Source organism: Mumia spirodelae (genome assembly GCF_050632745.1).
Lineage (GTDB): Bacteria > Actinomycetota > Actinomycetes > Propionibacteriales > Nocardioidaceae > Mumia.
In genome coordinates, this window is record NZ_JBODSD010000002.1 from 418,174 (window position 1) to 432,055 (window position 13,882).

The 13,882-nt window shown below is 73.2% G+C and carries 10 protein-coding genes; 5 read left to right on the top strand and 5 right to left on the bottom strand.

Annotated features, from left to right (window positions below; all coding sequences use genetic code 11):
* Window position 1: 1 nt before the first annotated feature.
* From ACQSSQ_RS11610 to ACQSSQ_RS11625, 4 genes are all read right to left on the bottom strand, one after another.
* Window positions 2-1,522, bottom strand: a complete 1,521-nt coding sequence (locus ACQSSQ_RS11610; RefSeq protein WP_431327237.1) for a DUF5719 family protein — start codon at window positions 1,520-1,522, stop codon at window positions 2-4.
* Window positions 1,519-4,329, bottom strand: a complete 2,811-nt coding sequence (locus ACQSSQ_RS11615; protein ID WP_431327238.1) for a glycosyltransferase — start codon at window positions 4,327-4,329, stop codon at window positions 1,519-1,521. The genes ACQSSQ_RS11610 and ACQSSQ_RS11615 overlap by 4 nt, the downstream gene beginning before the upstream one ends.
* Window positions 4,330-4,410: 81 nt before the next feature.
* Window positions 4,411-4,659: a WhiB family transcriptional regulator gene (locus tag ACQSSQ_RS11620; RefSeq protein WP_431327239.1), complete on the bottom strand. Its 249-nt coding sequence runs from the start codon at window positions 4,657-4,659 to the stop codon at window positions 4,411-4,413.
* Window positions 4,660-4,905: 246 nt separating this feature from the next.
* Entirely contained in the window at window positions 4,906-6,213 is a 1,308-nt protein-coding gene (locus tag ACQSSQ_RS11625) for a hypothetical protein (protein ID WP_431327240.1), read from the bottom strand.
* Between the two features lie 133 nt (window positions 6,214-6,346).
* On the opposite strand from ACQSSQ_RS11625, the gene cofD reads away from it, so the two are divergent.
* Genes cofD through ACQSSQ_RS11640 form a run of 3 tightly spaced genes read left to right on the top strand, consistent with a single transcriptional unit; the run spans window position 6,347 to window position 9,021 of the window.
* Entirely contained in the window at window positions 6,347-7,324 is a 978-nt protein-coding gene (gene cofD, locus ACQSSQ_RS11630; RefSeq protein WP_431327241.1) for a 2-phospho-L-lactate transferase, read from the top strand.
* Window positions 7,321-8,304: a coenzyme F420-0:L-glutamate ligase gene (cofE, locus tag ACQSSQ_RS11635; protein WP_431327242.1), complete on the top strand. Its 984-nt coding sequence runs from the start codon at window positions 7,321-7,323 to the stop codon at window positions 8,302-8,304. The genes cofD and cofE overlap by 4 nt, the downstream gene beginning before the upstream one ends.
* A 9-nt stretch (window positions 8,305-8,313) precedes the next feature.
* Window positions 8,314-9,021 (top strand): TIGR03089 family protein, encoded by a 708-nt coding sequence (locus tag ACQSSQ_RS11640; RefSeq protein ID WP_431327243.1) that lies wholly within the window; start codon window positions 8,314-8,316, stop codon window positions 9,019-9,021.
* 21 nt (window positions 9,022-9,042) lie between these two features.
* Here the strand turns inward: ACQSSQ_RS11640 and ACQSSQ_RS11645 are convergent, their stop codons facing one another.
* Window positions 9,043-10,515, bottom strand: a complete 1,473-nt coding sequence (locus tag ACQSSQ_RS11645) for an LCP family protein (RefSeq protein WP_431327244.1) — start codon at window positions 10,513-10,515, stop codon at window positions 9,043-9,045.
* 139 nt (window positions 10,516-10,654) lie between these two features.
* Here ACQSSQ_RS11645 and ACQSSQ_RS11650 point away from each other — a divergent pair, with 139 nt between their 5' ends.
* Window positions 10,655-11,863, top strand: coding sequence for an LCP family protein (locus ACQSSQ_RS11650; protein WP_431327245.1), 1,209 nt, complete (start codon window positions 10,655-10,657; stop codon window positions 11,861-11,863).
* 130 nt (window positions 11,864-11,993) lie between these two features.
* Complete coding sequence (locus ACQSSQ_RS11655) at window positions 11,994-13,847, top strand: sialidase family protein (RefSeq protein WP_431327246.1); 1,854 nt, start codon at window positions 11,994-11,996, stop codon at window positions 13,845-13,847.
* The last annotated feature ends 35 nt before the right edge of the window (window positions 13,848-13,882 follow it).

Below are 13,882 nucleotides of genomic sequence, written 5' to 3' on the forward strand. Positions count from 1 at the left end.
CTCAGGGAGCCCCGGGGCGTACGACCGGGGCGGCCTCGCGCACCGGAGCGGCGGTCAGCGGTGTGACGGCGATGCCACCGGTCGTGTACGCGGCGGCAGCACGGACGGCACCGCTGGACGTCTCGACGGTCAGGTAGGAGACACGGTCGGCGTCGACGCCGACCCCGCCGGAGCCGAACGGGTCGAGGGAGGCCGTCGCACCCGCCGGCGCCTCGAGGTCGGTCGTCCCGACCTCGCTGCCGTCCTCGGCGTGGGCCGTCACCCGGACGGCAGCGGCCCGGTCACCGTCGGCGGTGACGACCAGGCTCGACCCGCCGGCACGCAGGGAGGCGCCGATCTGCACCGGCACGACCGCGGTTCCCTGCCAGGCCGGAGCGGCGACCGAGTAGGCGTGGTCGGCTCCGGCGCGGCTGCGCACCGACGCCGTCACCGCGACGTCCGAGCTCAGCCGCACGGCGTACGCCCGCGGGCTGATGCCGGCGGGGAGCGTCACGCTGGTCACGGACTCGGGGGCGGCGTCGACCGACTCGAGCCCGGTCGGCGTGAAGATGCCGTCGTTGGTCGCGATCGAGATCCCGACCGTCGCGGTGCGGTCGGACGGGTTCGCGATGAGCAGCGTCCGGGAGCTGCGCTGGGCGGGCACGCCGGCGATGGTCTGCTCGGTCGCCGGCAGCGCGGCTCCGGGCAGGTACTCGCTGCCCGCCGTCGCCGCCACCGTCGCCGAGACGTCCGTCGCCGCGACCGCGACCGCGCCGCGTCGCACGACCGCCCGCACCGCGAGCTCGGACTCGCTCGAGGTGAGCTGGGCGAGCCGGACCACGCGCGCGCTGCGCGGCTCGACGACGAGGCCACGCGTACCGACGCCCTCGACCTCACCGCCGTCGCCGTAGAGCGTCAGGTCCACGACGCCCTGCGAGGTCGACGTGTTGGTCAGCACGAGGGTGGTGCTGCGCTGGGCGGTGCTGCCGGCGCCGACGAACCAGCGCTCCGGGGCCGGGCGGGGGCACGCGCCCACGGCCAGCCCGCCCCCGTCGGCGGCCACCGCGCGCGAGGCAACGTACGCGACCGTGCCGGGCGCCTGGGCGCCCTGTGCCTCGGCGACGACCGCGCGCGTCCGGCGTCCGGCCAGAGCCGACGCCCACGTGCCGCGCGGCGCGTCGGCCAGCGCGGCGACGGGATCCTCGCCGGGGAGCCGGACGACCGTGCGCTCGCCGCCGTCGCGCTGCTCGCCGGGCAGGGAGGTCACCGCCACGGTCGTCGGGGAGGCGGCACCGGACTGCACGAACGGGGCGCACCCGTACGCCAGGGCGCCGACCCGCTGCTCCGACGGCGGAGCGGGCGGCTCGCCCGAGGAGGCCGTCCGGATCTCTCCGACGACCAGCAGCAGCACGGCGAGGACGATCGCTCCGATCACGAGCCGGCCCGACTGCGCGCCCAGGGCGAGCGCCGCCGAGGTGGTCTCGACGACCTGGTCCTTGACGCGACGGCCGCCGGCCTGCCGCTTCGACTTGCGCGGGCTCATCGGACCTCCCTCGTCCGTCCGGGTGCCGCTGCGACGACGACCACGAGCAGCAGGCCGAGCTGGATCCAGGCCATCACCGGTCGCAGCGCCGAGTCCGGCGGCTCCTGCGGCTCGGCGGTCGTCGTGAAGGTCCACACCTTCGAGCCCTCGGGGCTGCCCGACGGCATCAGCCCGGGCACGACCTCCAGCGCGTCGACCAGGTCGGGGTCGGCCGGCGCCGGGACGTAGATCGCCTGGATGCCGTACGAGCCGAGTCGCTCCAGCACGCCGGACGACGGGTTGGAGAGGAGCAGGCGGATGTCGGTGTCCAGCGCACGGAACGCCTCCCGCTCGGGCATCACGGCCTCGTCTCCGAGACGCGTCCCGTCCCCGGAGACCACCTGCTGGGTCACGCCGGCCTCGCGGGAGCCGGACAGGACGAGCGTCGACGCCCCGTCCTCCGCTCGCGCCGCGAGGTAGGCGGGAACCTCGGTCAACGGACCGCGCTCGAGCGGGTCGTCGACACCGCGCACGACCCACCACCCGGTCGCCAGCAGCGGGCCGGCGACCGCGAGCACGACACCGATCGCGTAGATCCGGCGCCGCAGCGGCCGCTCCGACCAGCGCTCGGGCAGGCCGTCGGCCGCCATGCCCGCGGCTGCCGCGAGCGCGGCCACCCACAGCGTCGCCGGGACACCGACCCAGGCCGGACCGCTGGAGACGCCGTCGGTGAAGCGCGCACCGGCACCGAAGCTCGCCCAGCCGAGCCCCCAGAGGCCGGCCGCCCACGCCACGAGGACGGGGGCACGCCGGTCGGTGCGCAGCAGGGCGAGGAGTCCGAGGACGACCAGCGCACCGGTCGCGTACGTCGCCGCGCCGGGACCGCCGGCGTGACCGAGCGCGAGCTGCCACGTCGGCGGGTCGAGGTCGCCGACCCCCGCGTCGGCACGCCCGGCCTCCCACCACCAGGCGCCGGGGTCGAGCGCGCGACGCCACATCCACGAGCCGAGGAGCAGCCACGGCAGCACGAGCGCCGTCGAGATGCTCGGCCAGCCACGCCGCCGCAGGAGCAGTCCGCCCGCGAGCAGCAGCGGTACGGCGGTGAGCACGTACGCGAGGGGAGCGAAGGCGGTCGCCAGCGTGAGCCACAGTCCGAGCCGCAGGCCGTCGGTGACCCTCGGGCGGGTCATCAGCAGGTAGGCGGAGTTCACGATCGCCGGCGCCGCAGCCAGCGCGACGACCGTGCCGATGCGGCCCTGGGCGACCGCACCGGACGTCGCCACCAGGACGCCGTACGTCGCTCCCCACCACAGCTGGACGCCGGGCGAGGTGAAGAGCCTGCGCGCAAGACGGTGGGCGGTCAGCGCGGCGAGGACCGCGCCGCCGAGCACGAGAAGGGAGACCGCGAGGTCGGCGTTGCCGCCGAGGAGCGTGCCGAGGAGCGCGAGCGGCACGACGTACCCCGGGGCGGGCACGTCGCTGCCGATGCTGACGTCGTGGGAGCCCGACGTGAAGAACGACCACCACGCTCCCGTGCCGTCGGGTGCCGGGAGCAGGGCGCCGCCGGCCAGGAAGCCGGACCCGATCACCGACCGCGCCGCGACGAGCGCGACCAGGAGGAGCACCAGGACCGTCGCCGCCCACGGGTGACGGGACAGGAAGGACCCGGTGACGGGCAGCGCGTCGTCCTCGTCGTCCGAGCGCGCCTCGACCGCGGCACGGCGTCCGGTCATCTCCGGCGCCGGGCCGACCAGGGTGTTGACGAGCTCCCCGACGGCGTCGAGACCGTGGCGGTACGGGATCAGGGGCGACGGCAGCAGCGTCTCGCGGACCGTCTTCTGGTCGACGCGTGCGGCGGCCGCGCGGCGGCGGCGTGCGGCGATCATCGTCCCGGGCCGGGTGAACACCCTCAGGACGCCTGCGATCTCGTCGGCCGCCTCGCGCGGCGCCTTGCCGATCAGCAGCGCGAGCGCGCGCAGGACCGTGCCGAGGAGCAGCCGGACGGACTGCCACCAGAAGCCGGGACGGCTCGCGTTCGCGAGCAGCGTGTAGGTCGCGGCACGCCGGACGTCGCGCCGCGGACGCTTCGCGAGGGAGCCGGGGCGTACGGCGGTGGCGCTCGCCTCGACGTGGAAGAACACCGAGGCGGGGACCACCCTGACGCGGTAGCCGCGCCGGGCGGCGCGCCACCCGAGGTCCACGTCGTCGAAGAAGAGCGGGAGGTTCGGGTCGAAGCCGCCGAGGTCGTCGAGCACGCGGCGTCGTACGAGCATGCCGGCGGTGCTCACCGCAAGCACGTCGCGCGGACGGTCGTGCTGGCCCTGGTCGGGCTCGCCGCGCTCCAGACCGGTCTCGCGCGACCCGGTGCCCGTGATCGTGACGCCGACCTCGAGCAGGCGCTTGAGGGACGGCCACTCGCGCAGCTTCGGGCCGACGATGCCGATGTCGTCCGACTGCGTCGCCTGGTCGAGGAGGTGCGCGAGCGCGTCCTCCCCCGGGGAGGAGTCGTCGTGGAGGAGCCACACCCACTCCGTCGGCGCGGCACCGTCGAGGGCGATCCGCACCGCGTCGCCGAAGCCGGTGCCCGCGCGGGCGGTGCGGATGGAGGCGGGGTGCAGGTAGCGACCGAGGATCTCGCGGGTCTCGTCGGTCGAGGCGACGTCGACCGCGACGACCGCGTGCGGCAGGTGCGGCAGCGATGCCAACGAGTCGAGCACCTGCGGGAGCCACCGCGCGCCGTTGCGGCACACGATCACGGCGGTGACGCTGGGGGGCGAGGCGATCCAGTCACGGGAGGGGACGAGGCCCTCGTCGACGCCTTCGATCATAGGTGGGCGAGTCTAGCCATGGCGCGTGGCGGAGCCCGCGCCGGTCCGCCGCACCGACCCCGACCGGCGCGGCGGCAGCGCTCAGATGGCGCGCTTCTTGAGCTTGCGACGCTCGCGCTCGGACAGCCCGCCCCAGATGCCGAAGCGCTCGTCGTTCTCGAGCGCGTACTCCAGGCACTCGTCGCGCACGTCGCAGGTCAGGCAGACCCGCTTCGCCTCACGCGTCGAGCCGCCCTTCTCCGGGAAGAATGCCTCCGGGTCGGTCTGTGCGCACAGCGCACGGTCCTGCCAACCCATCTCCTCGGCGTCTGCGTGGAAGAGATCCTCCATCAGTCTCGCCTCCTACCCCTCGTAGTCCCCGTGGTCCGCGTCGCCCCTGACCCCGGCACCGGTCCCCGACCCCTCGTGGACCGTGATCAGGAGCTCGACGAGCCCCGGATCGTGCACCCGAGCCGTCCAAGAGGACGACACTAGTGAAATTACAAGCCTGTCAATACCCATCCGTCAAGCCGAGTAGTGCTAATGCGAAGGCCCGTACCGGTGTGGTACGGGCCTTCGTCGGCGGACAGAGGTGGGTCAGGAGGGGCTTCCCGGCGACCACCAGGAGGACGGACGAGGCTCGTCGTCGTCCCCGTTCTCACCGCTCGCGCTCTCCGAGGAGGACTCCGACGCCTCGGGGGCCACGGAGCCCGCCTCGTACGTCGTCTCGGTCTCGGGAGTGTCGAACGTCGCGTCGCCGAGACGCGACACGGGCTGCTCGGCCTCGGGCTCCGCGGCGGGCGCGGACCACCCGCTCGCGGGGGTGCTCCCCCAGCCGCCGCTGTCGGACTGCCAGCCCTGCTGCGCGGGCTGCTCGGTCGAGCCGTACGACTGCTGCTCCTGCGGTGCCTGGGGCCACGTCGAGCCGTACTCCGTTGGCGGCTGCCACGTCGGCTGCTCCGTCGCCTCCTGCGCCCACGCGTTCGGAGCGGGCTGCTCGGCCTGCTGCGACCAGCCGCCCCAGCCGGCGTCCTGCGTGGCGCCCCATCCGGACCCGGACTGCTGCTCGGGCTGCGAGGCGCCCCACGCCGGGGACTGCTGCTCCTGGCTCGGGCTCTGCGACCAGCGGTCGGTGCTCGGCTGCTGCTCCGACGGCGGCGTCCACACCGCGGTGGACTGCTCCGCGGGCTCCACGGGAGCGGGCGTCTCGGGGTTCTGCGGCTGCTGCTGCGCCGGGGCGCCCCACGCGGGCGCCTGCTGCGCGGCCTCGGCGGCGCCGTAGCCGGCCGCGGCGCCGGCGGCACCCGCGGCGTACGGCTGCCAGCTCTGCTGCGCCGGCGCCTGCTGCGACGACGGCTGCTGCGGGACACCCTGCTGCGGCCAGCCGCCCTGCTCGCCCCACTGCTGCTGCCCGGGCTGCTGCGGCCAGCCCTGCTGCTGGCCACCCTGCTGCCCCCACGGGGACTGCTGCGGGCCGCCCCACTGCTGCGGCTGCTGCTGCGCGCGGACTGGCGCCGGGAGGACCTTGAGGACCGTCACCGACGCGAAGAGCGCGAGCGCGTTGAGGACGAGCGTCGCGAGCACTCCGATCACGAACGAGCCCTTCGCCGGGAAGAGGTCCTCCCCCAGGGCCTTGAACAGACCCCACAGGCCCAGCACGAGGCTGACGCCGAGGACCGCGATCGCCACGATGGTGACGATGCGCGCGTTGGGGCTCAGGTCGTCCTTGCGCGGTGCGGCGATCGCCACCGCGAGCGCGACCACGAGGACGAGCCCAGCACCGAGGCCGGCGTCGAAGATGCGGTCGTCGAGCAGCGCGATGAAGTTCGCCAGCAGCGTCGCAGCGGCCACACCCAGCAGCGCGTACGAGAAGATGTCGCGGTAGTTGCGTAGTGAGTCGATCACGGATCCCCATCTCCTGGTTCGGGCTCGGAGCCGTGCTCCGTCCCGTCGGACGGCCCTACCCTACGCAGCCGATGGTCACCCCGTCTCCCCCGGGCGTGCGGGCGTTCGCGCACGGAAAGGGAGAATGGTCCCCATGAGGATCACCGTTCTGTCCGGAGGCATCGGCGGCGCCACCTTCGTCCGCGGCCTGCTCGACGAGGTCGGCGACGACGCGGAGGTGACCGTCGTCGGCAACACGGCGGACGACATCTGGCTGTTCGGGCTGAAGGTGTGCCCGGATCTCGACACGCTCATGTACACCCTCGGCGGCGGCATCGACGCCGAGCGGCGCTGGGGCCGGTCGGACGAGACCTGGAGCGTCAAGGAGGAGCTGGCGGCGTACGGCGCGCAGCCGACGTGGTTCGGGCTCGGCGACCGCGACGTCGCGACCCACCTCGTCCGCACCCAGATGCTGCAGGCCGGCTACGCTCTCAGCGACGTCACGCGTGCGCTGTGCGTGCGCTGGCAGCCGGGCGTCACCCTGCTGCCGATGAGCGACGAGCGGGTCGAGACCCACGTCGTGGTGGAGGACGGCGACCAGCGGCGCGCGATCCACTTCCAGGAGTACTGGGTGCGCCACCGCGCGGCCGTCCCCGCGCACGACGTGGTCATGATCGGGATCGACGAGGCGAAGCCGGCCCCGGGCGTCCTCGAGGCGATCGCGGAGGCCGACGTCGTGCTCGTGCCGCCGTCGAACCCCGTCGTCTCGGTCGGCCCGATCCTCGCGGTCGCGGGCGTCGCCGACGCCCTGCGGGCGACACGGGCCCCGGTCGTCGGCGTCTCGCCGATCATCGGCGGCGGCGCCGTCCGAGGGATGGCCGACCAGCTGCTCACCGCGCTCGGCGTCGAGGTGAGCGCCGGCGCGGTGGGGGCACGGTACGGCGCCCGCACGGCGGGCGGCCTCCTCGACGGCTGGCTCGTCGACACTGCCGACGCGGACCAGGTCGCCGCGCTCGAGGGCTCCGGGCTCGTCGCCCGCGCGGTCCCGCTCTACATGTCCGACCCGGCGACGACGCGGACCCTCGCCGCCGACAGCCTCGCGCTCGCGCGGGAGATCGGCGCGGCGCGATGAGCCTCACGCTGTGGCCGGTGACCGGTGTGCGCGAGGTCCGCGAGGGCGACGACCTGGTGGCGCTGCTGCTGGGCCGTCTCGACGAGCCGCTGCGCGACGGCGACGTGGTGGTCGTGACCAGCAAGGTCGTGAGCAAGGCCCTCGGGCTGGTCACCACCGGCGACCGCGAGGCGGTGATCACCCGCGAGACCGTGCGCCTCGTCGCCCGCCGGGGAGCGACGCGCATCGTCCGCAACCGTGCGGGCCTGACGATGGCGGCCGCGGGCGTGGACGCGAGCAACACCACGCCCGGCACGGTCCTGACGCTGCCGCGGGACCCGGACGCGGTGGCGTACGACCTGTGGACGTCGCTGCGTCGTCGTGCCGGCGTCGAGGTCGCCGTCGTGCTCTCCGACACTGCCGGACGCGCGTGGCGCCGCGGCCAGACCGACATCGCGATCGGCAGCGCAGGACTCAAGGTGGTCAACTCGCTGTCGGGCACGCAGGACGCGTACGGCAACGCGCTGCACGTCACCGAGCCCGCCGTCGCCGACGAGATCGCCGGTGCCGCAGAGCTCGTCGCGGGGAAGACGAGCCACACCCCGTTCGTCGTCGTCCGCGGGCTGCCGCGCCACTGGGTCGGCGACCACTGGGCGACGGCTCGCACGGGCGCACGCGACCTCCTGCGTCCTGACGACGAGGACCTCTTCGGGCTGGGGGCACGCGACGCGGTCGAGGCCGTGCTCGAGCAGGACGAACCCGCAGGGTTCCCCCCGGCCGAGAGCGGTGCTGCCGAACGTGTGCAGGAGCTCGCGGACGCCGATCCCGGCGTCGTCGCCGTCGACCTCGACGGCGCCGTGTTCCGCGTGACGCCGCTGCGCGACGACGCGACCGCGCTGATCGCGGCCGGGCGGGTGGCCGAGCGGCTGCGCGTCGGCGCCGCGGCGCACCGTCTCAAGGTGAGTGTCGAGGTGAGGACCGCGGTCGCCACCGGCCGTTAGGGTGGCCTCGTGACCATCGCCGACCTGCTCGCCAGCGCCGCGCGGACCGATCCGTCGCGGCCGGTGGTGACCTTCTACGACCTGGAGAGCGGCGAGCGCATCGAGCTCAGCCTCACCACGACGATGAACTGGGTGGCCAAGACCGCCAACATGCTCCAGGACACGCTCGGCACCGACGACGAGACGACCGTCGACGTGCTGCTCCCGCTCCACTGGGAGACCGCCGTCTGGCTGCTCGCGATCTGGGTCGCCGGCTCGGCCGTCAGCCTCGCCCCGGGCGACCGGATCGCGGTCGTCGACCCGCAGACGATGGACGAGGCCGGCAACGCCGACGACGTCGTCGCCCTCTCCCTGCGGCCGCTCGCGGGCCGGTTCACGACGCCGCTCCCGCCAGGCGTCATCGACTACAACGCGGAGGTCCCGTCCCACGGAGACCGCTTTACCGCCTACTACCCCCCGAGCAGCTCCACCGTGGCGGTCCGCGACGACGGTCAGGTCCTCACGCACGCCGACCTCGTCACCGAGGCCGCCGACCGCTACCCGGAGGGCTCTCGTGTGCTGCTCGTGGGCGATCGCGACGCCGGCACGCTGATGCGGACTATGCTCGCCGTCCTGCACGCCCAGGGATCGCTGGTGCTCGTGCGCTCGACCGCGCCGCAGGGCGACGCCGAGCGGATCGCGAGCATCGCCGAGACCGAGCGCGTCACCGTTCGCTGAGGGTCAGCAGGTCGCGGAGGGTCAGCAGGCCGAGGACAGGTCCTCGGACTCGTTGACCCGGGCCGCGCGCTCCTTGTCCGGGTCACCGCCGCCCGTCGAGCCCTCGGCAGAGCCACCGGACTTCGCCGTCGCTGCGGACGTCGCACCCCCGGACGGCTTGGCGCCCGCGGACTTCTCGTCGCCCTTCTCGGACCGCTCGACCGCCTTCGCGACCATCTTCCGGATCTTGTCGAAGTCGGGGTCGCCGGTGTCGATCTTCGGCGGAACGAGCGAGACCGTCGAGACCTTGGCCTCGCGCGCCTTCAGCGCGAGGTCCACGAAGGTGTCGAGCTCGCCGGCAGGGATGTCGGTGCTGAGCATCTTCTTGCTCGACTCGGCGATGCCGGTCGCCTTCAGCAGCACCGTGTTGGGGTCGAGCTGCTGGAGCATCGCGTTCATCACGCACTTCTGCCGGGCCATCCGCGAGTAGTCGGAGTTCTGCACCCGGCTGCGCGCGTACCAGAGCGCCTCGCGGCCGTCGAGGACCTGGCGGCCCTTCGGGATCCAGCCGGTGATGGGCGAGCCGATGCCGCCGATCGCCGTACGCTGGCGCACCCGGACCTTGACGCCGCCGACCGCGTCGACGAGCGAGGCGAAGCCCTTCATGTTGATCAGGACGTGGTAGCTGATCTGGAGGCCGGTGACCTCCTCGACGGCGGCCTGCGTCGCGGCGATGCCCTCGTGGCCCTTGCCGCCGAACAGCTCCGGGTGGTCGTCGGCCCAGGTGTTGACGCTGTTGAGGTAGCACCCCTCGCAGTCGAACCCGTCCGGGAACTCCTCGTGCATCGGGAAGTCCTCGGGGAACGGGACGTCCGCGAGGTTGCGCGGGAGGCCGACGAGGACGGTGTCACCGGTCTCGGCATCGATGCTCGCGACCGTGAGCGAGTCCGGGCGCAGGCCCTCGCGGCCCTTGCCGGAGTCGCCGCCGAGCAGCAGCACGTTGTAGCGCCCCTGCTCGGCCTCGTGGACCACCGACGACCCGAAGACCGTGGTGATGAAGTCCTGCTGAACAGCCATCAGGTTGGACGCGACGAACAGCAGCCCGGCGGTCACGAAGCAGAGGACGCCGCTGACGCCGCTCAGCGCCAGGCGGTGCCCACGCTCGAGACGCAGCGGCGACCCGAGGCGCCAGGCGTCGGCGAAGAGCGCGACCCAACCGAGCGCGAGGGCGATCAGCCCGAACCGGAGGACCCAGAGGATCCCCGGCGACGTCAGCAGGGTGATCACGATGCCCCGGTCGAGCAGGCCCAGGAGAACGAGCAGCAGCGCCAGACCCCACAGGGTCGCCCAGATCCGCAGCGCGAGACGCCCGACGCGCTTGTTGCCGGCGACGAGCTGCGCCGAGCCCGGCGCGACGAGCGTCATCACCATCAGCGAGAGTGCGCGCCGGAACCGCACGCGGGCCGACTCGATCTCGGCCTGCGTCCGTCCGTAGCCGTCTGCGTGGTCGGACATGTACCCCCATGACGTCGCTGTCGTGCTGCCCCCAACCCGGTGGACGCCTCGTCAGTATCACCACCGGAGGGGCGGCTCCCCGGGACGACGCGCCGACGGGTCCGCGGGTCGCCCGGACGCGTCCGGTACCTTCGAACGCATGCCTGATCGCGATCCGCGCCGTGGCGACGGCGACGACTACGACTGGCTCTACGGCCCCGGCGACGACGCCACCCAGGTCGTCGGAGCCCCGTCGTCGCAGCCCTACGGGGGCGCCGCACCGTACGGTTCGCCCTACCAGCAGCAGCCTCCGGGTCCGCCGCCGCAGCGCCCGTCGGACCTGCCTCCCATGCAGTTCCCCGAGCAGGGTCGGCCCGCTCGCGCCACCCGCTCCTCCGGGGGCGGCGGATGGCGACGCCGGTGGCTGCGGCCGCGCCGGATCATCCCCCTCCTGCTGGTCGCGTGGCTGGTCTTCCTCATCGCGGTCCCGTTCTGGGCCTGGGGCAAGATCGACAAGGTCGACGCGACGCCGGAGGGCGAGCGCCCGGCCGACCAGCCGGGCACGACGTACCTGCTGGTCGGCTCGGACAGCCGTGAGGGCCTGACCGCCGCGCAGCGCAAGGAGCTCGCGACCGGTGACGCCGAGGGGCGTCGTACGGACACGATCATGCTGATGCACACCGGCAGCGGCCCCACCACGCTCGTGTCGATCCCGCGCGACTCGATCGTGCCGATCCCCGGCCACGGGCGCACCAAGATCAACGCGGCGTACGCGTACGGCGGTCCGAAGCTGCTCGTCGAGACCCTCGAGAACACCACCGGCCTGCGGATCGACGACTACGTCGAGATCGGCTTCGGCGGGTTCGTCAACATGGTCGACGCGGTCGGCGGTGTCGAGATCTGCCCGAAGACGAAGATCAAGGACAAGGACGCCGGCATCAACCTCAAGAAGGGGTGCCAGGAGGTCGACGGGGCGACGGCGCTCGGCTACGCCCGGTCGCGGCACACGTACGCCACGCAGGACCTGCAGCGCGTCCAGTCCCAGCGTGAGGTTCTCGGCGCGATCGCCGGCGAGGTGAAGTCGCCGTCGACGTTCCTCAACCCGTTCCGCTACGCCGGCGTGGTCAGCTCTGCGACCGACTCGCTGCGGATCGGCGACAACGTCGGGCCGCTCTCCCTCGGCCGCTTCGCGTGGAACCTCTCGGCCGCGATGGGCGGCTCGGGCCACAACTGCACCGTCCCGATCGCCGACGCCTCCGTCCGGTGGGACAAGGAGCGGGCGCTCGAGCTGTTCGGCTACCTCAAGGCCGACCAGGCCGACAAGATCACCAAGGCCGTGTGCACCAAGGACGGGCTGCCCGCGAGCTGACCGGGCCGCCCCGCAAGGGGTCTTGTCCGGTCCTCCGGGCAGGACGAGACTGAGGAGTTGCGACCACCCGTCTCCTGCTGTCCAGCAGCCGGGCGCGCCGCGCAGAACGATCCATCGATTGGGGAACGTCATGCGCAGAATCAAGGTCGCCGCGACGGTCGCCGCGGCATTCTCACTCCTCGTCCTCCCGGCGCTCGCCCAGGCGGCGCCCATCACCCCAGGCGGCTCGACGGAGGTCACCGTCGGCAGCAACGACCTGCTCTTCTCGCAGAACAAGCAGAACGAGCCGGGCCTGGCCGTGAACCCCGTGAACACCGCGATCCTCGCGGCCGGGGCGAACGACAACATCGACCTCGAGGCCTGCAACGCCGGCGACGACCGGACCTGTCCCTTCACGCCCGGTGTCGGGGTCTCGGGCATCCAGTTCTCCACCGACTCCGGCCGGACCTGGACCCAACCGACGTACACGGGCTTCTCGGCGCGCGTGACGCCCTCCTGCCTGGGGCAACCGGACCTCGCTCCCGGTCAGCCACCGGCAGGCGACACCGGCTGCGTCCCCGACCCTGACGGCCCGATCGGGACGCTGCCGAACTACGACGAGAACGGCATGGTCTCCAACGGCGACCCCGAGCTCGTCTTCGGTCCCGTCCCCGATGCGTCGGGCGACTTCTCCTGGGCCAACGGGCAGCGGCTGTACTACGCGAACATCGCCACACCCTTCCCGGGCAGCCCGGGGTTCCGCGGCCCGGCCGCGATCGCGGTCTCGCGGACCGACGACCTGGCCGGTGCCATCGCCGGCGACAACGACGCCTGGATGGACCCGGTCGTCGTGACCCGGCAGAACACGGCCCTCTTCAGCGACAAGGAGCAGATCTGGGCCGACAACGCCGAGAGCAGCCCGTACTTCGGCAACGCCTACGTCTGCAACGTCGGCTTCCGCGGGAACGCCGGGGCCGAGCCGGTCCTCTTCGCCCGCTCCAGCGACGGCGGCGACTCGTGGACCACGCGGCAGCTGTCCGCGGCCACCAACAACAACCAGACGGGCGGTCGGCAGGGCTGCGCGATCCGCACGGACAGCGACGGCGTCGTGTACGTGGTGTGGGTCGGCACCGACATCCGCACGCGGCAGGGAGTCTTCTTCCAGGCCCGGTCCTTCAACGGTGGCCGGACCTTCGAGCGGCCCCGGGCCGTGGTGACGGGGCTCGGCGGGATCGGGCAGTTCGATCCCGCGCAGGGACGGTTCACCATCGATGGCATCGCCGGCGCGCGGACCGACACCTTCCCGTCGTTCGACATCGCCAACGGTGCGCCGAGCGGCGCGGACGCGACCGACGAGATCCTGCTGACCTGGTCCGACGCGAGCCTGGGGACCAACCAGGAGCGCGCCTTCCTCGTGCGCTCGACGAACGGCGGCGCAAGCTACTCGGCCAAGGTCGTGGTCAGCGAGGGCACCGACCGGGCGAACTTCCCGGCGGTGGCGATCTCACCCGACGGCACCGACGCGTGGCTCGTCTACAACGCGTGGCTCGACCCTTGGCGCAACGACACCACGTCACCGCGACGGATGCTGGGGGTGGTCCGGCACGCCGACATCGGCGGCACGGGCACCGTCGGCGCGTTCACCACGGTGCTGCGCGGCGCGGTGGGTGACGGACGTGCCTCCAGCGCCAACGGCCTGACCTCGGAGTTCCTCGGCGACTACAACTACGCCGTCGCCACGCGGGACTACGGCTCCGCGGTCTGGAACGACATGCGCAACGGCGCGGTCTGCCCCGCCATCAACACCTACCGGCAGGCGTTCGTGGAGGACGTCCTGGCGGGTACGACGGAGCCGCTCGTCGGCGACGAGAAGGAGGACCAGGAGGCGGCAGCCGAGCTGCCGGCCACGCACTCCACGGCGCTGCGCCCCGGGCCGAACAACGACTGCCCGGCGACCTTCGGCAACTCCGACATCTTCGGAGGAACCTTCAGCGACGACTCCTGACGATCGGAGGAGGCTCGCGGACCTCGCGACGGCCG

Bases quoted from the DNA above. Each gene is read 5' to 3' on its own strand.
- ACQSSQ_RS11620 (WP_431327239.1), bottom strand. From the start codon at position 4,659: ATGGAGGATCTCTTCCACGCAGACGCCGAGGAGATGGGTTGGCAGGAC.
- ACQSSQ_RS11615 (WP_431327238.1), bottom strand. From the start codon at position 4,329: ATGATCGAAGGCGTCGACGAGGGCCTCGTCCCCTCCCGTGACTGGATC.
- cofD (WP_431327241.1), top strand. From the start codon at position 6,347: ATGAGGATCACCGTTCTGTCCGGAGGCATCGGCGGCGCCACCTTCGTC.
- cofE (WP_431327242.1), top strand. From the start codon at position 7,321: ATGAGCCTCACGCTGTGGCCGGTGACCGGTGTGCGCGAGGTCCGCGAG.
- ACQSSQ_RS11650 (WP_431327245.1), top strand. From the start codon at position 10,655: ATGCCTGATCGCGATCCGCGCCGTGGCGACGGCGACGACTACGACTGG.
- ACQSSQ_RS11610 (WP_431327237.1), bottom strand. From the start codon at position 1,522: ATGAGCCCGCGCAAGTCGAAGCGGCAGGCCGGCGGCCGTCGCGTCAAG.
- ACQSSQ_RS11655 (WP_431327246.1), top strand. From the start codon at position 11,994: ATGCGCAGAATCAAGGTCGCCGCGACGGTCGCCGCGGCATTCTCACTC.
- ACQSSQ_RS11645 (WP_431327244.1), bottom strand. From the start codon at position 10,515: ATGTCCGACCACGCAGACGGCTACGGACGGACGCAGGCCGAGATCGAG.